19 protein-coding genes are annotated in these 21,646 nt (G+C 71.2%); 5 read left to right on the top strand and 14 right to left on the bottom strand.

From position 1 onward, the window contains the following. Window positions 1-19 precede the first annotated feature (19 nt). The 4 genes from DK427_RS11750 to DK427_RS11735 all read right to left on the bottom strand — a co-directional run bounded on the left by DK427_RS11750 (window position 20) and on the right by DK427_RS11735 (window position 5,004). A complete protein-coding gene (locus DK427_RS11750; RefSeq protein ID WP_109951416.1) occupies window positions 20-652 on the bottom strand; it encodes an acyloxyacyl hydrolase in 633 nt (210 codons plus the stop codon). Between the two features lie 144 nt (window positions 653-796). Next, window positions 797-982 carry a twin transmembrane helix small protein gene (locus DK427_RS11745; protein ID WP_109951415.1) on the bottom strand — a complete coding sequence of 62 codons (186 nt, stop codon included), beginning with the start codon at window positions 980-982 and terminating at the stop codon, window positions 797-799. 56 nt (window positions 983-1,038) lie between these two features. After that, window positions 1,039-3,636: a TIGR02302 family protein gene (locus tag DK427_RS11740; RefSeq protein WP_109951414.1), complete on the bottom strand. Its 2,598-nt coding sequence runs from the start codon at window positions 3,634-3,636 to the stop codon at window positions 1,039-1,041. Window positions 3,637-3,795: 159 nt separating this feature from the next. Next, a complete protein-coding gene (locus DK427_RS11735) occupies window positions 3,796-5,004 on the bottom strand; it encodes a polyhydroxyalkanoate depolymerase (RefSeq protein ID WP_109954122.1) in 1,209 nt (402 codons plus the stop codon). A 396-nt stretch (window positions 5,005-5,400) separates the two neighbouring features. Here DK427_RS11735 and DK427_RS11730 point away from each other — a divergent pair, with 396 nt between their 5' ends. After that, the gene (locus DK427_RS11730; RefSeq protein ID WP_109951413.1) at window positions 5,401-6,621 is read left to right on the top strand and encodes a TetR/AcrR family transcriptional regulator; all 1,221 of its coding nucleotides are present in this window, start codon (window positions 5,401-5,403) and stop codon (window positions 6,619-6,621) included. A 13-nt stretch (window positions 6,622-6,634) separates the two neighbouring features. Here the strand turns inward: DK427_RS11730 and DK427_RS11725 are convergent, their stop codons facing one another. Then, window positions 6,635-7,519 carry an HpcH/HpaI aldolase/citrate lyase family protein gene (locus DK427_RS11725; protein ID WP_109951412.1) on the bottom strand — a complete coding sequence of 295 codons (885 nt, stop codon included), beginning with the start codon at window positions 7,517-7,519 and terminating at the stop codon, window positions 6,635-6,637. A gap of 207 nt (window positions 7,520-7,726) precedes the next feature. Between DK427_RS11725 and DK427_RS27085 the strand changes: the two genes are divergently transcribed. Next, window positions 7,727-8,098, top strand: coding sequence for a hypothetical protein (locus DK427_RS27085; RefSeq protein WP_245930899.1), 372 nt, complete (start codon window positions 7,727-7,729; stop codon window positions 8,096-8,098). 4 nt (window positions 8,099-8,102) lie between these two features. Here DK427_RS27085 and DK427_RS11715 read toward each other — a convergent pair whose 3' ends face one another. Then, window positions 8,103-9,413 carry an MATE family efflux transporter gene (locus tag DK427_RS11715; RefSeq protein ID WP_109951411.1) on the bottom strand — a complete coding sequence of 437 codons (1,311 nt, stop codon included), beginning with the start codon at window positions 9,411-9,413 and terminating at the stop codon, window positions 8,103-8,105. Window positions 9,414-9,646: 233 nt separating this feature from the next. On the opposite strand from DK427_RS11715, the gene pyrE reads away from it, so the two are divergent. Together pyrE and DK427_RS11705 are read left to right on the top strand one after the other, a co-directional pair. Further along, window positions 9,647-10,237 carry an orotate phosphoribosyltransferase gene (pyrE, locus tag DK427_RS11710; protein ID WP_109951410.1) on the top strand — a complete coding sequence of 197 codons (591 nt, stop codon included), beginning with the start codon at window positions 9,647-9,649 and terminating at the stop codon, window positions 10,235-10,237. A 239-nt stretch (window positions 10,238-10,476) separates the two neighbouring features. Then, window positions 10,477-11,106: a LabA-like NYN domain-containing protein gene (locus tag DK427_RS11705; RefSeq protein WP_109951409.1), complete on the top strand. Its 630-nt coding sequence runs from the start codon at window positions 10,477-10,479 to the stop codon at window positions 11,104-11,106. A gap of 80 nt (window positions 11,107-11,186) precedes the next feature. On the opposite strand, the gene smpB is transcribed toward DK427_RS11705, so the two are convergent. Both smpB and dapA read right to left on the bottom strand, forming a co-directional pair. After that, complete coding sequence (gene smpB / locus DK427_RS11700; protein ID WP_109951408.1) at window positions 11,187-11,660, bottom strand: SsrA-binding protein SmpB; 474 nt, start codon at window positions 11,658-11,660, stop codon at window positions 11,187-11,189. Between the two features lie 13 nt (window positions 11,661-11,673). Further along, window positions 11,674-12,570: a 4-hydroxy-tetrahydrodipicolinate synthase gene (gene dapA, locus DK427_RS11695; RefSeq protein ID WP_109951407.1), complete on the bottom strand. Its 897-nt coding sequence runs from the start codon at window positions 12,568-12,570 to the stop codon at window positions 11,674-11,676. Window positions 12,571-12,766: 196 nt separating this feature from the next. Here dapA and DK427_RS11690 point away from each other — a divergent pair, with 196 nt between their 5' ends. Further along, window positions 12,767-15,079, top strand: coding sequence for a lytic transglycosylase domain-containing protein (locus DK427_RS11690; RefSeq protein WP_425452583.1), 2,313 nt, complete (start codon window positions 12,767-12,769; stop codon window positions 15,077-15,079). 32 nt (window positions 15,080-15,111) lie between these two features. On the opposite strand, the gene DK427_RS11685 is transcribed toward DK427_RS11690, so the two are convergent. From DK427_RS11685 to lspA, 6 genes are all read right to left on the bottom strand, one after another. Next, window positions 15,112-15,885 carry a ferredoxin--NADP reductase gene (locus DK427_RS11685; RefSeq protein ID WP_109951405.1) on the bottom strand — a complete coding sequence of 258 codons (774 nt, stop codon included), beginning with the start codon at window positions 15,883-15,885 and terminating at the stop codon, window positions 15,112-15,114. 149 nt (window positions 15,886-16,034) lie between these two features. After that, the gene (locus tag DK427_RS11680) at window positions 16,035-16,961 is read right to left on the bottom strand and encodes a ring-cleaving dioxygenase (protein ID WP_109951404.1); all 927 of its coding nucleotides are present in this window, start codon (window positions 16,959-16,961) and stop codon (window positions 16,035-16,037) included. A 176-nt stretch (window positions 16,962-17,137) separates the two neighbouring features. Continuing rightward, window positions 17,138-18,421, bottom strand: coding sequence for a M16 family metallopeptidase (locus DK427_RS11675; protein WP_109951403.1), 1,284 nt, complete (start codon window positions 18,419-18,421; stop codon window positions 17,138-17,140). A 71-nt stretch (window positions 18,422-18,492) separates the two neighbouring features. Beyond that, on the bottom strand, window positions 18,493-19,890 hold the full coding sequence (locus DK427_RS11670; RefSeq protein ID WP_109951402.1) for a M16 family metallopeptidase: 1,398 nt from the start codon (window positions 19,888-19,890) through the stop codon (window positions 18,493-18,495). 160 nt (window positions 19,891-20,050) lie between these two features. Next, window positions 20,051-20,710, bottom strand: coding sequence for a hypothetical protein (locus DK427_RS11665; protein WP_109951401.1), 660 nt, complete (start codon window positions 20,708-20,710; stop codon window positions 20,051-20,053). 193 nt (window positions 20,711-20,903) lie between these two features. After that, window positions 20,904-21,407, bottom strand: coding sequence for a signal peptidase II (gene lspA, locus DK427_RS11660; RefSeq protein ID WP_109951400.1), 504 nt, complete (start codon window positions 21,405-21,407; stop codon window positions 20,904-20,906). Window positions 21,408-21,646 lie beyond the last annotated feature (239 nt).

Raw genomic sequence — 21,646 nt, 5'->3', positions numbered from 1 at the left:
GGCAGGGATCGGACGACGATCAGAATGTGTAGCCGATCTTGCCGCCGTAATTCGTCAGGCCGCGATTGTTGTCGCATAGGCCGGCGTTCGACATGTGCTCGATCGTCGCCATGATGCTCAGGCGCTCGGTGATGCGGAAGCCCAGCGCTGCGGCCTCGCGGAAGAGCGGGTTGCAACCCAGCGTGTTGAAGCCGTAGGGCGTCCCCGCCTTCGGGCCCGTGTAGCCGTTGTGGGCCGCGGCACCGAAGAAGCCCTCGATGAAGACGCGGCGGTTCAGCAGCTCGGGGAAGATGTCGACCGTCCAGGTGGCGCCGAGATAGGCGTAGCTGGTGCGGCCGCCCGTGTTGTAGCTGCCGCCGACCGTGGGGCGCGGCACGAAGGCCTGCCAGAACGGATCGAGACTCAGCACCGGCTTGGCGAACAGGATCTCGCCGTTGACGTTCGTGGTGGAGAAACCGCGGGCTTTGCCCTCCGCGCTGCCCGGATCCTGAACCGCGCCGCCGATGCGGATCTCGGAGACGATGCTGAGCGGCTGCACCGGCGCGGCGTAGACCGGAGCGGGCGCGCGCGCCGGGAGCAGATCCGCAGCCGTGACGGGAAGGGCCGCGAGGGCGAGGCCGCCGGCGAGACAGGTGCGGAGCGTGGGCAGCATGGGGAACCGGTCCAGTTGAGCCGTACCTGCCTACCACGACGCTTGGTCCCCTCGACGCGCGGCAATCCATGAAACAACCGCCGCGTGCGTGATTGTCGGGTGGTGCGGCGTGGGGGTCACACCGTCACAGGGGCCGCCCCCGGCTCACGCTGCGCGCCACCAGACCACGCCCATGATGATCACGATGGCGATGAACTGCAGCAGCACGCGCAGACGCATCAGCTTCTGCGAGAGGTTGGCGCTGCCGCCGCGCAGCATGTTGACGAGGCCGAGCAGCAAAACGACGGCGACGGCGCCGCAGGCGATCAGGACCAGGGTGTTGGCGGACATGTGAGGTGATCCGGTTCGTGCGCAAGCGCCTCCCATAGACGCTCGCGGCGGTCCCGTCAGTTGCGGCGCAGCAGCCGCTCGAAATAGTCCAGCTCTTCCCGGGATCGGGTCGGGTCACCGAGCTTGCGCCGCAGCTCTTCCATGATCCGCCGCGCCCGCTGGACCGCCGACTCGTCGGCGCCCGGCACGCGCACGCGTCCATCGGACATGTCGCGGCCCTTGGTCGGGCGGCCGAGCGGGTCGTCCTCGCGGGAGCCCGCCTTACCCTGCTGGCCCGGCTGCTGGCCCTCGGGCTGCTCGCCCTGGCCCTGGCCCTCCGCCTCGGCCATCTCCTGCATCTGCTGCTGCATGCCCTCGGCGCCGCGCTTCAGCCCGTCGAGAGCGCGCCCCTGCGCGTCCACGGCGTCGCCCTCGCGGCCTTGGCGCAGGGCGTTCTCGGCCTCGCGCATGGCCTCCTCGGCATCGGCGAGCCCGTCCTCGCCCTTCATGCCGTTCTCCTTCATGCGGCGCTGCACGTCCTCCAGGCGCTGGCGCAGCGCCTGCTGGCGGTCGCCCGCGCTGCCACCCTGCTGGCCCTGGCCGCGCTCGCCCTGCTGTCCCTGCTGGCCGGGGCTGCGCTGGCCTTGCTGCCCCTGTTGCCCGCCCGGTTGACCCTGTTGCTGCCCCTGCTGGCCGCGGTCGCGCGGGCGCTGGCCCTGCTGCTTGTCCTGGCCGTCGCGAAACGTCTCGTCGCGCAGCTGCTGCTGGTCGCGCGACATCTGGTCGAGCTCCTGCATCTGCTTGCGCATCTCGCGGCCGGCTTGATCGGACTTGCCCCCCTGCTCCGCCGTCTGGAGGTTTTCCAGGATGTTGCGCAGCTGCTCCATCAGGCGTTGGGCCTCGGCGGTGTCGCCGCGCTTCATCGCCTCGGCCATGTCCTTCAGCATCTTGTCGAGGTCGTCGGGCGTCACGCTCTTCTGCTGGCCGTTGCGCTCGCCCTGCTGCTGCTGGCGCGGTTCCTTGCTCTGGCGCTGGGCCATCTCCTTCAGGAACTTGTCTAACGCCTGCTTCAGGTCCTGGGTCAGGCGCTGGATCTCCTCGTCCGGCGCGCTGCGCTCCACCGCCTCCTTCAGGCGGTCCTGGGCCTGGCGCAGCTGCTTCTCGGCGTCCGAGAGGTCGCCGTCCTCGATCTTCAGGGCCATCTCCCAGAGAAGGTCGGCGACCTCCGTGAGACCGGGCTCGTCCCGCGCGGCGCGCAGGCGCCCGGCGGCGGTCTTCAGCCCGAGGAAGATCGCGGGCCGGACCCCGAAAGTGTCCGGCGCGATCAGCAGGGCGTCCAGCGCCGTCTGCACCCGGGGCCGGCCCTCGTCCGGACCGGTGACGAGGCGGCGGCGCTCCTCGGCGAACGAGCGGGCGAGCGGGTCGCGGAAGGGGCGGGCCGGCAGCACCATCTCGACCGGGACGGAGCGCGCCTCCTGGCCGGCCTCGTCCCTGACCACGAGGGTGAAGCGCACCCGCGCCCCGGACCAGGGATTGTCGGTGAGATCGACCAGCGTCTTCGCCTCGCTCTCGCCGCTGGCGTCCGGCGGCAGGGCCAGCGCGATCCGCGGCGGCGGCACGAGCGCGCGGCCGGGCTTCAGCGGCTCGACGATCCCGTCCGCGGAGGCGAGGCCGTAATCGTCGCGCGCCCGGTAGCCGAGGTTGAACGTGCCGCGCCCGTTCACCTCCGGCGTGCCGACGTCGCGGATCTCCGGCGGGTTGTCGGGAATGGTCTCGATCACGAGGCGGCGCTCGCCCGCGGGCGTGGCGAGGGTGAGGGCGGCGCGCGGCCCGACGAGCTGGAAGCGGTCCTCGCGCAGGTCCGGGCGCGCCTCCTTGCCGGGCACGGGTTTCAGGCCGGCATCGGGCGTCAGGACGGTCTCGGCGGCGGCGCGGTTCTCGCCCGCGATGCGCACCACGAGCTGGGAATTGAACGGCGCGCGCAGGCGCTGCTCGGCCTCGGACAGGGCGACGAGGAGCGGCGGGGTGCGGGTGTAGAGCGGCGGGTCGATCCAGCCGTCGATGCGGTAGTTCGGCGCCGCGGCCGGCGGCCGGCGCCAGTCGAAGGCGGAGCCCAGCCGTTCGCGCCACTCGGGCCCCGCGACGAACAGGCTCGCAACCGCCGCGACCGCGAGGGCGGCCCGGAGCGCGTAAGGATCTTGGCGCGGCATCATCGGCCGCGGCAGGCCGACGCGCAGGCGCGCGACCGCCTCCGCCGCGCGGCGCTGGTGCAACTCCCAGAGGGCGCGGGTGGCGGGATCCGCGGCGCCGACCGCCAGCCTGTCCTCGGCCGCCGAGGCCGGACCGTGGCGCAAAGCCGGATCGCGCCGGGCCGCCTCGCGGTCGAGCCGGGCCAGGGCCTCGGCGCGGCTCAGGCGCGCGAGGCGCAGAAGAGGGAGGAGCGCGGCGATCAGGGCGAGCGCGAAGAGCGCGACGCCCGCCATCCGGCCGACCGGCCCGAGATCGAGCCAGAACCCGAGCCACGACACAACCGCGAAGGCGAGAAGGACGCCGAGGCCGCGCCAGAGCACGGGCCAGGCCCGTTCCCAGAGGCCCGCCGCGCGCGCTCGGGCAACGAGCCGGTCGAGACGCGCCGCGATGGTCAGGCCGGCATCGTGCTGGGATCTTGGTTCCACGCCGTCGTCGTCCCGCCGCTCCGATGGGTCAGCACCCGCACGCCCGGATCCGGGCGGACCGGAAGGCTAGCATGGTGGCGGGGCGCGGCCAGCGGGTCAAATCCGCCCAGGGCCGGTGCCCCACATGGCGCCAGCCCTTCGCCGGGGACGGCGGCGCCCTCAGGCGTGCGCGGCGATGAAGTTGCGCACCTGCGGGTAGATCTGCTGCTCCCACTTCTTGCCCGAGAACACGCCGTAATGGCCGACGCCCGCCTGGAGGTGGTGGGCCTTCATGTGGGGCGGCAGGCCCGTGCACAGGTCGTGCGCCGCCATGGTCTGGCCGACCGAGCAGATGTCGTCGCGCTCGCCCTCGACGGTCATCAGGGCGGTGCGCCGCACGGAGCGCATGTCGATGGGCTCGCCGCGGAAGGTGAGCTGGTTCTTCGCCAGCGTGTAGTCCTGGAACACGGTCTCGACCGTCTGGAGGTAGAACTCCGCCGGCAGGTCGAGCACGGCGAAGTACTCGTCGTAGAAATTCTCGATCACGGCGGCCTTCTCGGCATCGCCGTTGACCTTGTGCCAGAACAGGTCCGTGTGCCCGTCGACGTGGCGCTTCATGTTCATCGACATGAAGGCCGAGAGCTGGATGAAGCCCGGATAGACGCGCCGGCCCGCGCCCTTGTGCCGCCGCGGCACCGTCGCGATCAGGTTCTGCTCGAACCACCCAATCGGCTTCGAGGTGGCGAGCTCGTTGACGACGGTCGGGTTGATCCGGCAGTCCACCGGGCCGGCCATCACGGTGAGCGAGCGGGGAGCGGCCGGGTCGCGGGTCTGCGCCATCACGGCGGCGGCGGCCAGCGCCTGCACGGCGGGCTGGCAGACGGCGAGCATGTGCGCCCCCTCGCCCAGTACGCCCATGAAGCGCACGAGATGCTCGACGTAGTCGTCGAAGGCGAAGGGACCGGCCGAGAGCGGCACGTCGCGGGCGTTGTGCCAGTCCGTGATGTAGACGTCGTGATCGGGCAGGAGGGCGCGGACCGTGCCGCGCAGCAGCGTCGCGAAATGGCCCGAGAGCGGCGCGACGACGAGGAGCTTCGGTTGCGGGGTGTCCACGTCCTTGCGGAAGTGCAGGAGCGTGCCGAAGGGCGTGGCGAAGGTCGCCTCCTCGATCACCGGGACGTCGCGGTTGCCGACGCGCACGCTGTCGAGGCCGAAGCTCGGGCGTGCGAAGCGCATGCCCGTCCGCATCATCATCTGAGCGCCGGCCGACCACCAACTCATCGGGCCGCCGAAGGCTGCCCAGGGCGACACCGCGTCGTGCAGGATTTGGCCCCAGGCGCGCGTCTGCTGGGCGAGATCCGCCTGAACCTGGAACGCGTCGTACAGCATGGGACGAGCACCCGTCGGCGGGCCGCCGGCCGCGAGGGCCGGAACGGTTTGAGGATTCGGCGCGAACGCCGTGGTCGGCAGCATCAGCATGGGAGAGTCAGGTTAAGGCCGTGCTGACGGACCGCAACCACAAAAAACTGGAATGCCCATTCAATGTGGTTTTGCTGCATCAGCCATGAGTCCAATGTCGGATTCCACGAAAGCCCCCCACTGCCCTCGAAAACTTCTGCGAGAGAGTGGGGATCCGGCGCGAAATTGCGCGTTCGTCCCGCGGGCAAGCCACGTAGGACCCACTCCAGACAATACCGCACTTTCGAAAACGCGCATCCTGCCGGCTCAGTTTCACGCGATCGTGCCCGCCTTGCCGGCCGGGTCGCGCCGTGCTCAACCCGGGCGATGACGGACAGGGCCGCCCCGGTGCCGCGCGTGACCAAGCGCTACGCCGCCAAACGACAGATGATTCTCGACGCGGCGGTGGGGCATTTCAACGCCCGCGGCGTGCGCGGGACCGCCCTGACTGACGTGGCGGCGAGCGTCGGCCTCGTCACCAACAGCATCACCTACTATTACCGGCGCAAGGAGGATCTGGCGGCCGCCTGCTACCTGCGCAGCCTGGACTGGCACGGCGCCCTGCTCGACGAGGCGGCGCGTGCGGAGGATCCGGCCGCGCGTCTGCGCGTCTTCTTGGCCTCCTATTTCCGCGGCCTCGCGGCGATCGAGACGGGGGCGGAGCGGCCACAGGTCCGCCTCGCCGAGCTGATGGCGCTGCCGAGCCCGCAGAGCGAGGCGGTGTTCGCGGCCTACAACGGGTTGTTCCGGCGCGCCCGCGGGCTGTTCGTCCCCGAGAGCGTCGATCTCGGCCGGCCGGAGCGCAACGCGCGGACCCACCTCGTGCTCTCGGTCGTGCACACGGTCCGCCTCTGGATCGACCGCTACGAGCCCCAGGATTACGGGCGCGTGGCCGAGCGCGTGGCCGACATCCTGCTCGGTGGCCTCGCCGGGCCGGGCAGCCGCTGGCCCGAGACCGAGCCACCGCTGGCGGCCGCCGGCGAGGGCCCGACCGAGCCCTTCCTGCGCGCGGCGACCGCCCTCATCAACGAGGAGGGCTATCGTGGTGCCTCGGTCGAGAAGATCTCGGCCCGGCTCAGCGTGACCAAGGGCTCATTCTACCACCACAACGACAACAAGGACGACCTCGTCGCCAGCTGCTTCGAGCGCACCTTCGATGTGCTGCGCGCCGAGCAGGCGGCGGCCGAGGCACGTGGGGGCCCCGGCTGGGACCGGCTCACCGCCTGCGCCAGGGCGCTGATCCGGCACCAGTTCGAGGCGGGTGGTCCGCTGCTCCGCTGCGCGGCCGTGGGCGCGCTGCCGGAGGGCCTGCGGGCGGAGGTTCCGGCGCGGCTGCGGCGCCTGTGGGAGCGGCTCGCCTTCCCGATCTGCGACGGCGTGGCGGACGGCTCCATCCGGCCCGTCGACCCGACGATCGCCGCCCAGGTGGTGAGCAGCGTGATCGACGCAGCCTCCGACCTGCGGCGCTGGTGCCCCGCGGCCGAGGCGGAGAACGCGGCCGACCTGTTCGCGCGTCCGCTTTTCCTCGGCCTCCTGACCGAGGGGTGAGAGCCGCCCGTCTTCAGTACCCCTTCGCGGCGATCGCCTCCGACCACGTCACCGCGCGCTTGGCCATGCTGATGTGCTGGCGCTCGTACATGCGGCCCTCGACCTTGATCGCGCCGCGCCGGGCGTTCTCCGGCTTGTCGAAGGCCTCGATCACGAGGCGGGCGCGGCGGACCTCCTCGTCCGTTGGGGCGAACGAGGTGTTGGCGGGCTCCAGCTGGTTCGGGTGGATCAGCGTCTTGCCGTCGAAGCCGAGGTCGCGCGACTGGCGGCACTCGACGCGGCAGCCCTCGATGTCGGCGATATCGTTCCAGACGCCGTCGAGGATGGTCAGGCCTTCGGCGCGCGCGGCGGCCAGGGCGAACATGATCCAGGGCAGCATCGGCACGCGGCCCGCAACCAGCTGTGCCCAGGTGTCCTTCGCCAGATCGTTCGTGCCCAGCACGAAGCAGGTGAGCCGGGTGCGCCGGTCGCGCCGAGCCTGCGCGATGTCCTTGATGTTGAGGATCGCGGCCGGCGTCTCGATCATCGCCCAGACGGCGATGTCCTCGGGCGCGTCGAGGGCCTCCAAGTGGTTGGCGATGCTCTCAAGCACCGCCGGCGAGGACACCTTCGGCATCAGGATCGCGTCCGGTCGCGCCTCGATCGCGGCGCGCAGATCCGCCTCGCCCCAGGGGGTCTGGGGCGCGTTGACGCGGATCACAAGCTCCCGGTCGCCGTAACCGCCGTTCTTCACCGCGGCGCAGACCTGCTCGCGGGCGAGCTCCTTCTCCTCTGGCCCGACCGCGTCCTCGAGGTCGAGGATCAGGCTGTCGGCGGGCAGCGTCTTCGCCTTCTCCAGGGCGCGGGCGTTCGAGCCCGGCATGTAGAGGACGCTGCGGCGGAGGCGAAGGTCGGTCATGGCTCGTGCCTGGATGGGCCCGGAAGGGCGCGCTGTTCTGTGCGCTGCACCATAGTGCAATGCTCCGCCGACGCCACCGGTCGAAGGTCCAGGGCGCAAGAATCGCGCGCCGTTGATACCGACGGGTCGGATACGGGTCCCGGTTGCGGCCACGTTCCGGCCACCTTCGACCCGCAAGGGCGCTCCCATCCACAGGGGGATCTTTCCATGAGGACGCTTCTGGGCAGCTTCGCGCGCGCCGCGTTTGTTGCCGCCCTCCTTGCCGCGCCGCTGGCCCGGCCCGCGGCGGCTGCGAGCAATACCACGGTCGGCGTTGGCTCAGGCGCCGTCGCGGGTGCTCTCGTCGGCGGCCCGATCGGTGCCGTGGCCGGCGCGATCGTCGGCGGCGTGGTCGGCGCCTCGACGGAGCGCCCGCGCCGCTATCGCCGGGCCCGCGCCCGCCGCAGCGCCCTCCCCGTCCGTCCGGTGGCGCGGCGAATGGCGCCGGCGCCCCGTGGCGCGCTGACCCCGACGGTGTCGGCCGAGCCCGTGCCGGCCAGCACCGGTTCGACCGGGCGGCGCTGGACCGACCCGCGCTGAAGGATCAGGCCGGGAAGGTCCGGCGGGCGAGGCCCGGATAGGCGAGCGCCTGCCCGATCCCGCGTGCGGCGAGAAAGCTCAGGAAGGCGAGCCAGAGGCCGGTATTGCCCAGGCCGAGCCCCTGCACGAGGGCGAGCGTCGCGCAGTAGGCCGCCAGCGCGCCGAGCATCAGGTTGCGCATCGCCCGCGTCCAGGTCGCGCCGATATAGATGCCGTCATAGGCGAAGGGTAGCGCCGCCACGAAGGGGGCGAGCGCGGCCAGCGGCAGGTAGCGGTAGGCGACCGCGCGCACCTCGGGGCTCGTCGACACGAAGTCGATGAAGGCGTGCCCGAGCCCCAGCGCGATCAGGCTGACGCCGATCCCGAAGCCGAGGCACCAGCGCAGGCTCAGCGCGGACGCTTTCCGGAAATCCGCCTCGTCCCGGGAGCCGATCGCCTGCCCGCACAGGGCCTCGGCGGCGGTGGCGAAGCCGTCGAGGAAGAAGCCCCCGATCAGGAAGAGATTCCACAGGACGGCGTTGGCGGCGAGCACCGAGTCGCCCTGCCGGGCGCCCAGCGCCGAGAACAGCACGATGCCGGCCACCAGCGCGAGCGTGCGGATCACCACGTCGAGATTCACCGCGAGCGTGCGGCGGAGCGCGGTGGGATCGCGGATCTCGGCGAACGGCACCCGCAACGGACGTGCGCCGAGCCTCCGCAGCACCAGAAGGCCCAGTGCCAGCCCGCAGGCCTCCGCGGCAAGCGTCGCCAGCGCGGCGCCCGCGATGCCGAGCCCGAAGCCGAGCACGAGGACCAGGGTCAGCACGATGTTGGCGGCGTTGATCGCCAGCTGCAGCAGCAGTCCGAGATCGGTGCGTCCTCGCCCGAGCACCGAGCCCAGCACGGCGAAGTTTGCCAGCACGAAGGGCGCCGAGAAGATCCGGATGTGGAAATAGGTCGCGAGGCCCGACCGCACCGCGTCGCTCGCCCCGCTGATGGCGAAGGCGAGAGCCCCCAGCGGCAGCTGAAGCAGCACCAGGGCGAGACCGGCGAGGAGCCCGGCCACGAGCGACCGGGCGAGCGCGCGGTCGACCTCGGCGGCATCCCGCGCGCCCACCGCCTGCGCGGTCAGCCCGGCGGTTGCCATGCGCAGCGCGCCGAACGACCAGAAGATCGCGTCGAAGATCACTGCGCCCAGTGCGATGGCGCCGAGCGCAGCCGCGTCGCCGAGCCTCCCGATCACGGTCGCGCCGACGAGGCCGAGCATCGGGGTCGTGATGTTGGCGAGCGTCATCGGCAGCGCGAGCGCGAGAACGCGCCGGCCGCTGACGGGCATGGGTTTGGTCACTGGTGCGGACACGGGTCTGGTCCCGGTGAATGGGCGTCGAGGTTAGCGGAACGGTGCCGATTCGGGCGTGCGCGGCGAGGACGGCAGCCTTGCGCCGCCGATGACCCGCTGCCACAAGCCGGCCTTGCACGACCGGCCTTGCACGACTGGCCTTGCACGATTGGCCGATCGGACGACCAGCGGAGCGCCGCGCGATGACCTCTGCAATTACCTCCGCACCCATGAGCTCCGAGGACGTCCTCGCCGAGTTCCGCGACGCGGGTGCCCTCCTCGAGGGCCACTTTATCCTCAGCTCCGGGCTGCGCTCGCCCGTCTTCCTGCAGAAGATGGCGATCTTCTCCGAGCCGCCGCGCACCGAGCGCCTGTGCCGGGCGCTGGCCGAGGCGATCCGGGCACGCTTCGGGCAGATCGACATCGTCGTCTCGCCCGCCATCGGCGGCATCGTGCCGGGCTACGAGACCGCCCGCCATCTCGGCGCTCGGGCGATCTTCGTCGAGCGCGAGCCCGGCGGCCCCTTCACGCTGCGGCGCGGCTTCCAGATCCCGGCCGGCCAGCGCGCGGTGATCGTGGAGGACATCGTCACCACAGGCCTCTCGGCCCGCGAGTGCCTCGCGGCGATCCAGGGCGAACCGGGCGAGATCGTCGGCGCCGCCTGCCTGATCGACCGCTCGGGCGGGCGCGGTGAGATCGGCGTCCCGCTCCTCTCGCTCGTCGCCCTCGACATCCCGGCCTATCCGGCCGACGCCCTGCCACCGGAACTCGCCGCGATCCCGCCGGTCAAGCCCGGCAGCCGGGCGATGCCCAAGCCCTGAACCGGACCGCACCGACGCCTCCGGAAATCGACCGCGCTTGACTTCGCATCGGAGCGGTCGTCATGCTCAGCACACGTTTTCGTCGTGCATCTCGACGTCTGCGAAGTGACGACATCGTCCGTGCGACTCGTCGGGCACGTTGCTCAATCCTCCCTTCACGGAGGATCATCTATGATTGCGAAGAAAATCCTCAAGTTTATTTCGATCACCTGACATCTTTTCAGCGGAAAGCGATTCCCATGACCGCGACGCAGCGCAGCGCGCTCTTCATCGATGGCGCCAACCTCTACGCCACCACCAAGGCCCTCGGCTTCGATATCGACTACAAGCGACTGCTGAAGGAATTCCAGGGCCGCGACAACCTCCTGCGGGCCTTCTACTACACGGCCATGGTCGAGGATCAGGAATACTCCTCGATCCGTCCGCTGATCGACTGGCTCGACTACAACGGTTACCGCGTCGTCACGAAGCCCGCGCGCGAATTCACGGACTCAATGGGCCGGCGCCGGTTCAAGGGCAACATGGATATCGAGCTGGCGATCGATGCGCTCGAACTCAGCCCGCACATCGACCACATGGTGCTGTTCTCGGGCGATGGCGACTTCCGCTCTCTGGTCGAGGCGATGCAGCGCCGCGGCGTGCGGGTGACGGTCGTCTCTACCATCCAGACCCAGCCAGCGATGATCGCCGACGAGCTGCGCCGTCAGGCCGACGAGTTCCTCGACCTCGCCTCGCTGATGCCGAAGATCGGCCGCGACCCGGGCGAGCGCCCGGCCCGCGCACCGGTGGACCGCGGCCCGCGCGCCAATCCGGGCCTGGAGAGCCGCTACGGCATCCGTCAGGCCGGCGACCCGGCGGACGGGGAGTAGGCGGTACGCACTTCGCGTTCTCCCTCCCCCTCTGTGAGGGAGGGAGAGCGTCGCAGGTGTGGATTCGGCCTGGACGCGCCTCAGCCCTTGTCGCGCATCAGCCGCGCCTTGTCGCGCTGCCAGTCGCGCTCCTTCACGGCCTCGCGCTTGTCGTGGGCCTGCTTGCCCTTGCCGAGGCCCAGCTCGACCTTCGCCCGGCCGCTCTCGTTGAAGTAGATCTTCAGCGGAACCACCGTGTAGCCCTGGCGCTGGGTCGCGCCGAGGAGCTTGTCGATCTGGCGGCGGTGCAGCAGGAGCCGGCGCGGGCGCTTGGTGTCGTGGTTGAAGCGGTTCGCCTCGAGATATTCGGGGATGTAGGCGTTGAACAGCATCAGGTCGGTACCGGAGGGGCCCGCATAGGCCTCCCCGATCGTCGCCTTGCCGTTGCGCAGGGATTTCACCTCGGTGCCGGTCAGCGAGATGCCGGCCTCGAGCGTATCCTCGATCGCGTAATGGTAGCGCGCGGAGCGGTTGTCCGCGACCACGCGCCGTTTCGGTTCGGGCTTCGGGGCCATCGGCGTCCTTGTCTCAGCCCTCGATCAGCCCGGCATGGCGGAGCGCCGCGTCGACGATCCGGCGCGTGCCCTCGGAGACGGGCACGAGCGGCAGGCGCACATCCTCGCCCATCAGGCCGAGCCGCGCGAGCGCGTACTTCACGGGCGAGGGGTTCGACTCGACGAAGAGCCCGGTCTGGAGCGGGAAGAGCCGGTCCTGGAGCTGGAGCGCGCGGGCGTAGTCGCCCGACAGCGTCGCCTCCTGCAGGTCGGCGCAGAGGCGCGGCGCCACGTTGGCCACCACCGAGATGCAGCCGTGGCCGCCCTGCGCGTTGTAGCCGAGCGCCGTCGCATCTTCGCCCGAAAGCTGGATGAAGCTCTCGCCCATCGCCTGGCGCTGGGCGCTGACGCGGTCGATCTTGGCCGTGGCGTCCTTCACGCCGGCGATGTTCTTGAGCTCGTAGAGGCGCGCCATGGTCTCGACGCTCATGTCGATCACCGAGCGCGGCGGGATGTTGTAGATGATGATCGGGATGCCGACCGCGTCGTTGACCGCCTTGAAGTGGGCGTAGAGGCCGTCTTGGGTCGGCTTGTTGTAGTAGGGCGTGACGACGAGCACCGCGTCGGCGCCGGCCCGCTCCGCGTGCCGGGCCCGCGCGACCGCCTCGGCCGTGGAGTTCGAGCCCGCGCCCGCGATCACCGGCACCCGGCCCCGCGCCTCGTCGATGCAGGCCTCGACCACCCGGTCGTGCTCGGCATGGGTCAGGGTCGGGCTCTCGCCGGTGGTCCCGGTCGGCACCAGGGCGTGGGTGCCCTGCTCGACCTGCCAGTTCACGAACTTTCGGAAGGCCGCCTCGTCGAAGGCCCCCTCGCGGAAGGGGGTGACCAGGGCGGTCATCGAGCCCCGGAGGCGGCGCGCTGTCTCGGTCATCGTGTCGTGTCCCGGACGGTCCCGCCGTCCCTCCCGTGCGGCACCGCGACCGCGGCGCCGGCCGGCAGACATAGGGCTTCCGCAATCGCCGCGCAAACATCCACCGGGCCACGGTTAAGCACGTGTTAACGAGCTTGGCCGGAACCTGTGGCATGACAACTCCCGCAAGCTTGAGTGGAAGGGAGTGATCCGATCCATGAGCCGCTTCTTGGCGTCCCCGATGTCCCTCGCGCGCACGACCGCCGCGCTCCTCGGCCTCGCTCTGACGGGCGGCACCACCCTCGGGGCCCCGCCGGACCTGCGCGGCACCGACACGCCGGCCGCCTCGCAGCCGACGCCGCCCGCAACGGACGCGGCGGCCCCCTCGGCCCTGCTCCCGGACACCAAGGTCATCGATCCCGCCGCGGCCGATGCCCTGAAGATCGAGCCGAAGACCGCCGAGGACGAATCCGTCAGGCCCGCGCAGAAGCTGCCGGCCGGCACGACGGCTTACGCCTCGGCGGACCCCGACGCGCCGGTTGTCTTCCCGCTGCCCGATGCCGGCGTCTCGCCGCCCGCGCCCCTCCCCGAGGTGCCGGACCCGGCCGCCGCCGCGAAGGCCGGCGGCACCGACGTGACCCTGCTCAGGCAGGCGATCGAGTTCTACCGCAAGGGCAAGGTCGCGGACGGCGACCGCCTGCGCGACCAGTTCGAGAACCCGGCCGCGAAGGCGCTCCTCGAATGGATCGCGATCCGCGCGGGCGCCGGGATCGGCTTCGAGCGCACCGTCGCCTTCACGCGGCAGAACCCCGACTGGCCGGCGGGCCCGCTACTGCGCCGCCGGGCCGAGGAGGCCCTGCTCTCCGAGCGCAAGAGCCCGGCCACCGTGCGGGCTTATTTCGGCGCGGCGCGTCCGGCGAGCGCGCCCGGCAAGTTCGCCCTGGCGCTGGCCTTCCGTGCGGACGGCCTGGAGGCGGACGCCGCCGACCTCGTGCGCGACCTCTGGCGCTCCGAGACCTTCGGCAAGAGCCTGGAAGCGCGGGTGCTCGACGCCTTTCCCGGCGCGCTCACGCGGGTCGATCACCGCTACCGCATGGAGCGGGCGCTCCTGAAGGAGGATTGGGAGAGCGCAGGCCGCGCCGCCGCCTACGCGGGCGGCTCCTACGCCAGCCTCGTGCGGGCGCGCCGCGCGGTCGAGGACAAGAGTTCGGGCGCGGCCGCGGCGCTCGCCGCCGTGCCACACTCCCTGCGCAACGACGCCTCCTACATCCTCTCCAAGGCCCAGTACCACCGGCGCGCCGACAAGCCGGCCGAGGCCGCCGCGGTGCTCGCCACGGCGCCGGCCAACCCCGAGGTGCTGGTGGACGGCGACGAGTGGTGGGTGGAGCGCCGCATCGTCGCCCGCAAGCTCCTCGATCTTGGGGACGCGAAAACCGCCTACGCGGTGGCCGGCGGCCACGCGGCACGCACGCCCGAGAAGCGCATCGAGGCCGAGTTCCACGCGGGCTGGATCGCGCTGCGCTTCGCGGGCGACCCGGCCTCCGCCGCGCAGCACTTCGCCGAGGCCGCCCGGGCCGCCGAGACGCCGATCTCGCTCGCCCGCTCCGCCTACTGGCAGGGCCGGGCCGCCGAGGCACTCGGGCAGGCGGAGACCGCCAAGGACTTCTTCGCCAAGGCCGCGCAGCAGCCGATCGCCTATTACGGGCAGCTCGCCCGGGCCAAGCTCGGCCAGACACGGCTGGCGCTGCGCGCGCCCGCCGACCTCGACGGCGCCGCCCGCGCGGCCTTCGACGACCGGCTCTGCGTGCGGGCGCTGAAGCTGCTGGGCGCCGCCTCGCTGAAGGAGCTGGCGCTGCCGCTCTACATCGACACGGCCCAGCGCCTGACAGACCCGGCCGAGTTGCAGGCGCTCGGTGACCTCGCGGTCGAGATGAAGGATCCGCGCGCGCTGGTCGCCATCGGCAAGCTCGCGGTGCAGCGCGGCCTGCCGCTCGACGCCCACGCCTACCCGGTGATCGGTATCCCGACCTACGAGACCTACACGGCGGTGCCGCAGGTGGAGCGCGCCATGGTCTTCGCCATCGCCCGGCAGGAGAGCCAGTTCGATCCGCGCGCCCAGTCGGGGGTCGGCGCGCGCGGCCTGATGCAGATGATGCCGGCGACCGCGCAGCGCACGGCGCGCCGCGTCTCGGCCGCCTACGACCAGGATCGCCTGACCAGCGACCCGACCTACAACGCGCGCCTGGGCCAGGCCCATCTCGGCGAGCTGATGGAGGATTGGCGCGGCTCCTACGTGCTCGCCTTCGCGGCCTACAATGCGGGAGGCGGCAACGTGAAGAAGTGGATCGACGCCTACGGCGACCCACGCCGAGGCGAGGTGGACGTGGTCGATTGGGTGGAGCGCATCCCCTTCACCGAGACGCGCAACTACGTGCAGCGCGTAATGGAGAACCTGCAGGTCTACCGCACGCGCCTCGACGGCAAGAGCGCGCTCCTGATCGACGGGGACCTGAAGCGCGGGGCGCGATAGGGCCGGCGCTCGCACCGGCCCGCGAGAAGCGTCTACTTCTCGACGAAGGCCTTCTCGATGACGTAGTGGCCGGCCTCGCCGTGGTTGCCCTCTTCCTGCCCGCGGCCGGAGAGCAGCTCGCGGGTGTCGCGGATCATCTCGGGGCTCCCGCACAGCATGAACCGGTCGTCCTCGTTGGACAGCGGCGGCAGGCCGATATCCTCGAACAGCTTGCCCGAGGTGATCAGGTCGGTGATCCGGCCGCGGTTGCGGAAGGGCTCGCGCGTCACGGTGGGATAGTAGATCAGCTGGTTGGCGATCATCTCGCCCAGGAACTCGTGCTTGGGCAGCGTCTCGGTGATGGTCTCACCGTAGGCCAGTTCCTGCACCTGCCGGCAGCCGTGGACGAGCACGACCTTCTCGAAGCGGTCGTAGGTCTCCGGATCCTTGATGATCGACAGGAAGGGCGCGAGCCCGGTGCCGGTACCGAGCAGGTAGAGGTGACGGCCCGGCAGCAGGTTGTCGAGAACCAGCGTGCCAGTGGGCTTCTTGCCGACGATGATCGGGTCGCCGACCTTGAGGTGCTGGAGCTTGCTGGTCAGCGGGCCGTTCGGGACCTTGATCGAGAAGAACTCCAGCTCCTCCTCGTAGTTGGCCGAGACCACCGAGTAGGCGCGCAGCAGCGGCTTGCCCTCGACCTCGATGCCGATCATCGTGAACTCGCCGTTGCGGAAGCGGAAGCCCGGATCGCGCGTGGTGCGGAACGAGAACAGCGTGTCGGTCCAGTGGTGCACCGACACCACCCGCTCCTCGAAGAACTTGCTCATGGACGGATCTGTCCCCGAATCTCTCTCATACCCTTTGTGGCGGGCTATCTCGCACCTGCGGCAGCCGCGTCAAGGCATAGCTGGCACGCTGGCCCGTCCGGGCTCAGCCAGTTGGAATCACTCTTAAAACCTGGCCGGCGCGGCGCGCTTCAGAGCGGCGTCAGACCCGCCTCGATCTCGGCACGCCGCGGCTCCAAGAAGGGCGGCAGCGCGAGCCTCTCGCCCAGGCGCTCCAGCGGCTCGTCCGCCGTGAAGCCGGGCCCGTCGGTGGCGATCTCGAACAGGATGCCGTTCGGCTCGCGGAAATAGAGGCTGCGGAAGTAGTAGCGGTCCACGGGCCCGCTCGAAGGCATCCGGCGCTGGCGCAGCCGGTCGGCCCAGGCCCCGTAGTCCGCATCGGGGATGCGGAAGGCGACGTGATGGACGGCGCCCGCGCCCTGCCGGGCGGGTGCTGCGGGATCGTGCAGGAGCTGGATCTCGGCGGCGGGGCCGCCCGCCCCCATCCGGAACACCCGCACCGGCCCCTCGGGCAGCTCGAAGCTGCGGTCGTGCGTCATGCCGAGGATCTCGGTGAGCACCGCCTCGGTGCGTTCCGGCGCCGGAACGGAGAGGCGGATCGGCCCGAGCCCGCGGACCTGGTGCTCGGCCGGCACGGGGCTCTCCGCCCAAGGATGGCCGGGATCGGCATCGTCCGACACCAGCGCAAGGCGCTGGCCCTCCGGGTCCTGGAAGTCGAGGGTGAGGCGGCCGTCCCGCTCGAGCGGGGCCGCATGGTCGACGCCCTGGCGCCCGAGATGCGCGCGCCACCAGTCGATGGAGGCGGCGGGCACCCGCAGATGCGTGCGGCTGATGCTGTTGCTGCCGCGGCGCTCAGGGGCCGCCGGCCAGTCGAAGAATGTGATGTCGGTGCCGGGCGAGGCCAGTCCGTCCGCGTAGAACAGATGGTAGGCCGAGACGTCGTCCTGGTTGACCGTCTTCTTCACGAGACGCAGGCCGAGCACCCGCGTGTAGAAGGCGAAGTTGTCGGCCGCCCGCGCGGTGATCGCGGTGAGGTGGTGGATGCCGGTGAGCTGCATGGGATCGGCTCCAGGAGAGTTCGGTCGCGGTGCCTATCCCTTGTGCGCCCGTTGGGATCCCGAAGGGTGGAAACCCTTCGGCGGAGCCTCGGGGCAGAGCCCCGAGATCGGCTTCGCCGAACCACGAGGGCTCAGCCCCCGACCCGCCAAAGGTCGTGGACCTTTGGGATCCGCTCTCAGAAGCCGGTGGGACGGCCGGCCGCGACGACCAGCATCTTGCCGTCCGCGAAGGTGCGGGCGGCGGCGCGGCGGATGTCGGCCTGGGTCACGCCCGACACCATGTCGTTGCGGCGCGCGAAGTAGTCCATGCCGAGATCCTCGAAGGCGATCTGCACGAGCTGGTGCGCGATCTTGGTCGAGGTGTCGAAGCCGAGCGCGTAGGAGCCGGTGAGGTAGTCCTTCGCCTTCTGCAGCTCCTCGTCCGAGGGGCCGTTGGTGACGAGGCGGTCGATCTCCTCGGAGATCACCGCCAGCGCTTCGCCGACGCGCTCGTTCTTGGTGGCGGTGTAGCCCCAGATCATCGCGGTGGCGCGGTGGCTGACGAGCGAGGTGCCCACCGAGTAGGCGAGGCCGCGCTTCTCGCGCACCTCTTGGAACAGGCGCGAGGTGAAGGCGCCGCCGCCCAGGATGTGGTTGAGCACGTAGGCCGGGATGAAGTCCGGGTCGCGCCAGGGCACGCCGGCGAGCCCGAAGCGGATCACCGACTGGGGCACGTCGAGATCGACCACCTCGCGCCGGCCGAGGCCCTGCACCACGGTCTTCGGCACGGCGCGGAGCGTGCCGGCCTCCGGTAGGGCGCCGAAGGCCCGGTTCAGCCCCTCGGCGAGCTGGGCGCTCGTGATCGCGCCGACCGCCGCGACCTTCACGGCGCCGCGCCCGATGATCAGCGCGTGCATCGCCAGGAGGTCGTCGCGGGTGATCGCCGCGACGCTCTCCAGGGTGCCGGAAGAGGGCCGGCCGTAGGGATGGCCGTCAAAGCCCTCTCGGAAGAAGCGGCGGGAGGCCAGAACACCCGGATCGTTCTGCTGGTAGCGCAGGCCGGCGATCATCTGGGCGCGCACGCGCTCGATCGCGTCGGGGTCGAGCCGCGGCTTGGCGAGCGCCAGGGCCAGGAGGTCGATCGCCTCATCGGCGTGCTTCGTCAGCATCTTCAGCGAGCCGCCGATCGCGTCGGGGCCGGCATGGAAGGACAGCTCGATCGCGCGCGCGGCGAGGCGCTCTTGGAAGGCGTCGGAGGAGAGGTCGCCGGCGCCCTCGTCGAGCAGGCGCGCCAGCATCTGCGCGCAGCCGGCCTTGCCGTCCGGATCCTGCGCCGCGCCGCCCTCGAAGGTGAAGGCGAGCGCGATCATCGGCACGACCGGAGACTCGACGTGCCACGCCTCCACGCCGGCACCGCCGGGGACGGGCAGCGCCTTGGTCGGCGCGTTGGCAGTGCGGGCGTCGGTCTCGGCCAAGTTCATGGGAACCTCGTTGTTCTTGTTCGGCCGCGGGAGCGCCCGCGGCCGTCTCGGATGCGCTACGGGCCGCGCCGCTACTCGGCGGCGATCGCGACCGGCGCCTCGGCGTCCTTCGTCTTGGTGAGGTAGCCGGTGACCGAGCGGGCCGGAGTCAGCCAGCGCTCGGCGGCGGCCGCGAGGCGGTCCTTGGTGACGGCCTCGATGTCGGTGGGCCAGCGGCGCACCTCCTCGACGGTCTCGCCGATGGCGAGCGCCGAGCCGTAGATGCGGGCGAGCGAGGACTGGCTGTCGGAGGAGTAGACCGTCTCGGCCACGAGCCGCGTCTTGGCCCGCTCGATCGCTTCGGCGCCGAGCGCCTCGGCCGGGGCGCGGCGCAGCACACGGTCGACGGCGTCCTCCAGCTGCTCCAGGCCGACGCCCTCGGCGGGCACGGCGTAGACGGAGAAGCGGGTGTCGTCGATCGCCGAGCCCATGTACCAGGCGCCCGCATTTACCGCGAGGCCCTGCTCCAGCACGAGCTTGCGGTAGAGGTAGGAGGTCGAGCCCCCGCCCAGCACCTCGGCCAGCAGTTCGAGGTCGTGGCAGCCGCCGTCGCGGGCGGTGATGCAGGAGGGCGTGAGGTAGAGGCGCTGCAGCGTCGGCTGCTCGACCTTCGGGTCGGCCACCGCGAGGCGGCGCATCGCCCGGGGCTCGGGCTCGCGCGGGCGCCGGCGCTCGGGGCGCGCGCCCTGCGGCACGACCTGCCCATAGGTCGCCTCGGCCTGCCGGCGCACCTCGTCGGGCGTCACGTCGCCGGCCACCACCAGGATGGCGTTCTCGGGCGTGTAGAAGCGCTTGTAGTAGGCCAGCGCGTGCTCGCGGTTCAGCCCCTCGATCTCGTGCATCCAGCCGATGATCGGGATGCCGTAGGGGTGGTGCACGAAGAGCGAGGCCGCCATCGCCTCGGAGAGCTGGGCGGAGGGGTCGGTCTCGACCCGCATCCGGCGCTCCTCCAGGACAACGTCGCGCTCGGGCGCCACCACGGCGTCGTCGAGGACGAGGCCCGACATCCGGTCGGCCTCGAAAGCCATCATCGTGCCGAGATGGTCGCGGGCGACGCGCTGGAAATAGGCGGTGTAGTCGTAGCTGGTGAAGGCGTTCTCCTGGCCGCCGAGGCCCGAGACCGCCTTGGAGAAGGCACCCACGGGGTGCTTCTCGGTGCCCTTGAACATCAGGTGTTCGAGGAAGTGGGCAATGCCCGATTGGCCGATCGGGTCGTCGGCCGAGCCGTTGCGGTACCAGATCATGTGGGTGACCACCGGCGCGCGGTGGTCCGGCACCACGATCACGTCGAGGCCGTTGTCCAGGGTGAAGCCGGTGACGGCCGGGCCGCCCGCCTCGGAGCGCCCGTGCGGCGCGGCATCCGCGCGGCCTGCGCTGACACGCAGGTCCTGCGGGAAGAGGGTGGGCGTCCGGTGCCTGAACAGATGCATGCCAGTGTCCCTGTGGCGGTCGGCCCTCCCCGCGCCTCCCATGAGGCGCGGAACCTGCCCGACCGTATCCGGCCCAACCGACCCGCAAGTTCCGGACCGGTAGCCGTCTCTCATGTTGCGTCTCCGGGCCCGCGTCGCAACCGGGCCACGGCGCGGCGAATTACTGCCGGCGCTGCTGCTCGCGCTGGTAGAAGCCCGGATCGGACTCCTCGCGCTCGCGGCTGGCGTTGTTGATCGGCTCGCTGTTCGCGCGGGTGTTCGGCCGCGGCGACTTGCGGTAGCCGGTCGGCGGCTCGGTGAGGGTGTAGCGCGAGGGCTCCGTGGCGGAGGGCTCCGCCCGGTCCTCGGTCTTGTCCTTCATCAGGTCGAACGGATTGACCCAGAAGGAGTCGCGGTTGTTGTCGCCCGGCTTGTACTCGTTCGTGCGCGGGATCTGCGCATCGGCGCGGCGGCCGCCCCGGATCTCGTCGGGCGAGAGCGTGGCGTTGTTGTCGTCGTAGCGCCCCTGCACCTGGTTGCCGCGGGGCACGCGCCGCTCCTCCGCTTCACGCTGGCGGGCGACGATCTCGGGATCCTTGGGCCATTGCGGGTTGGCCGCACGCTGGCGCGGCGCGGGCAGCGCCTTGCCGTCGATCTTGGGCGGCATCACCAGCGGTGCGCGCTCGCGGTAGTCGATCGGCGCCTGGTCCTTCTCGACGAGCCCGAGCGTGCTCAGCGTGTCGCGCATCAGCGAGCCGCTCTCCTGCGCGCCTGCGGCCGTGGCGCCGAGGGAGGCCGCCAGCGCGGCCACGGTGACGAGAGTCCTGCGATACCCGGTCATGCTGCCCCACAGATTGGCCGGGCGCCCCGAACCACGCCTCGACGGCGGGCCTCACGCGGCCGCGCTCCCGGCGGCCTGATCCGACCTCCTCGGCCTGATCCCGGTTTCCGGCGATCGTATGGCGCCTTGACCGGGCTGTGCCAGAGCGGTGGTACACACAACCTGCAATGTGCTGTGGGTCGTGTTGCGCCGATCACACGGGCGGGGCGGAATCAGACGACTTGGCCGGTCCGCGCTCCGGCATCAGGCTGTCGAGGATCAGCCCGACGACGCCCGCCACGATCGCCGCGTCGGCAACGTTGAAGACGTACCAGGACCACTGGCCCGCGTGCAGGTGCACGAAATCGAACACCGCGCCGTAGGCGGCCCGGTCCACGGCGTTGCCCAGCGCGCCCCCCGCGATCAACCCCAGCGCGAGCCCGAGGAGCCGCGAGCCGGCCCGGTGCATCCAGACGACGAGGCCGGCCGCGGCCACGAGCGAGAGCACTACGAGGAGCCAGCGGCCGAGCCCGCCCTCCTGCTGGAACATCCCGTAGGAGACGCCGCGATTCCACACGACGACGAAGTCGAGATAGGGCCCGAAGCGCCACGGCTGCGTCAGCACGAGGTCGGTGCCGAAGTAGAGCCAGAGCTTGGAGGCCTGATCGAGCGCGAAGGTGAGGAGGAGCGCGAGGAGGCCGAGGCGGAAGGGGATCATGGGCGCGCCCGACCCGCGATGCCGAAGGGATGCTTCCGGCGGCCCAGCGCTTCAACGGCTGGGGCACACCCCTCTCCCCGCTTGCGGGGAGAGGTCCGCAGGCACCCTGTCGTGCCTGCGGATAGCGCAGGTGAAGACGGAGCGGCGGTGAGGGGGCGGCTCCGGAAGAGCCTCTTCCAGCGAAGCCCCCTCACCGTCGGCTGCCGCCTCGCCACGCTCCCCGACAAGGGGGAGACGCG

Source organism: Methylobacterium radiodurans, from assembly GCF_003173735.1.
GTDB classification, from domain to species: Bacteria; Pseudomonadota; Alphaproteobacteria; order Rhizobiales; family Beijerinckiaceae; genus Methylobacterium; species Methylobacterium radiodurans.
This window is presented reverse-complemented; position numbering and strand designations above follow the sequence as displayed.

What these genes read in the sequence shown, in the direction of transcription:
- pyrE (WP_109951410.1), top strand. Translation starts at nt 9,647, where the DNA reads ATGAGCTCCGAGGACGTCCTCGCCGAGTTCCGCGACGCGGGTGCCCTC.
- dapA (WP_109951407.1), bottom strand. Translation starts at nt 12,570, where the DNA reads ATGACCGAGACAGCGCGCCGCCTCCGGGGCTCGATGACCGCCCTGGTC.
- DK427_RS27085 (WP_245930899.1), top strand. Translation starts at nt 7,727, where the DNA reads ATGAGGACGCTTCTGGGCAGCTTCGCGCGCGCCGCGTTTGTTGCCGCC.
- DK427_RS11705 (WP_109951409.1), top strand. Translation starts at nt 10,477, where the DNA reads ATGACCGCGACGCAGCGCAGCGCGCTCTTCATCGATGGCGCCAACCTC.
- DK427_RS11675 (WP_109951403.1), bottom strand. Translation starts at nt 18,421, where the DNA reads ATGAACTTGGCCGAGACCGACGCCCGCACTGCCAACGCGCCGACCAAG.
- DK427_RS11715 (WP_109951411.1), bottom strand. Translation starts at nt 9,413, where the DNA reads ATGCCCGTCAGCGGCCGGCGCGTTCTCGCGCTCGCGCTGCCGATGACG.
- DK427_RS11680 (WP_109951404.1), bottom strand. Translation starts at nt 16,961, where the DNA reads ATGCAGCTCACCGGCATCCACCACCTCACCGCGATCACCGCGCGGGCG.
- DK427_RS11690 (WP_425452583.1), top strand. Translation starts at nt 12,767, where the DNA reads ATGAGCCGCTTCTTGGCGTCCCCGATGTCCCTCGCGCGCACGACCGCC.
- lspA (WP_109951400.1), bottom strand. Translation starts at nt 21,407, where the DNA reads ATGATCCCCTTCCGCCTCGGCCTCCTCGCGCTCCTCCTCACCTTCGCG.
- DK427_RS11685 (WP_109951405.1), bottom strand. Translation starts at nt 15,885, where the DNA reads ATGAGCAAGTTCTTCGAGGAGCGGGTGGTGTCGGTGCACCACTGGACC.
- DK427_RS11750 (WP_109951416.1), bottom strand. Translation starts at nt 652, where the DNA reads ATGCTGCCCACGCTCCGCACCTGTCTCGCCGGCGGCCTCGCCCTCGCG.
- DK427_RS11725 (WP_109951412.1), bottom strand. Translation starts at nt 7,519, where the DNA reads ATGACCGACCTTCGCCTCCGCCGCAGCGTCCTCTACATGCCGGGCTCG.
- DK427_RS11730 (WP_109951413.1), top strand. Translation starts at nt 5,401, where the DNA reads ATGACGGACAGGGCCGCCCCGGTGCCGCGCGTGACCAAGCGCTACGCC.
- DK427_RS11735 (WP_109954122.1), bottom strand. Translation starts at nt 5,004, where the DNA reads ATGCTGTACGACGCGTTCCAGGTTCAGGCGGATCTCGCCCAGCAGACG.
- DK427_RS11745 (WP_109951415.1), bottom strand. Translation starts at nt 982, where the DNA reads ATGTCCGCCAACACCCTGGTCCTGATCGCCTGCGGCGCCGTCGCCGTC.
- DK427_RS11670 (WP_109951402.1), bottom strand. Translation starts at nt 19,890, where the DNA reads ATGCATCTGTTCAGGCACCGGACGCCCACCCTCTTCCCGCAGGACCTG.
- DK427_RS11665 (WP_109951401.1), bottom strand. Translation starts at nt 20,710, where the DNA reads ATGACCGGGTATCGCAGGACTCTCGTCACCGTGGCCGCGCTGGCGGCC.
- smpB (WP_109951408.1), bottom strand. Translation starts at nt 11,660, where the DNA reads ATGGCCCCGAAGCCCGAACCGAAACGGCGCGTGGTCGCGGACAACCGC.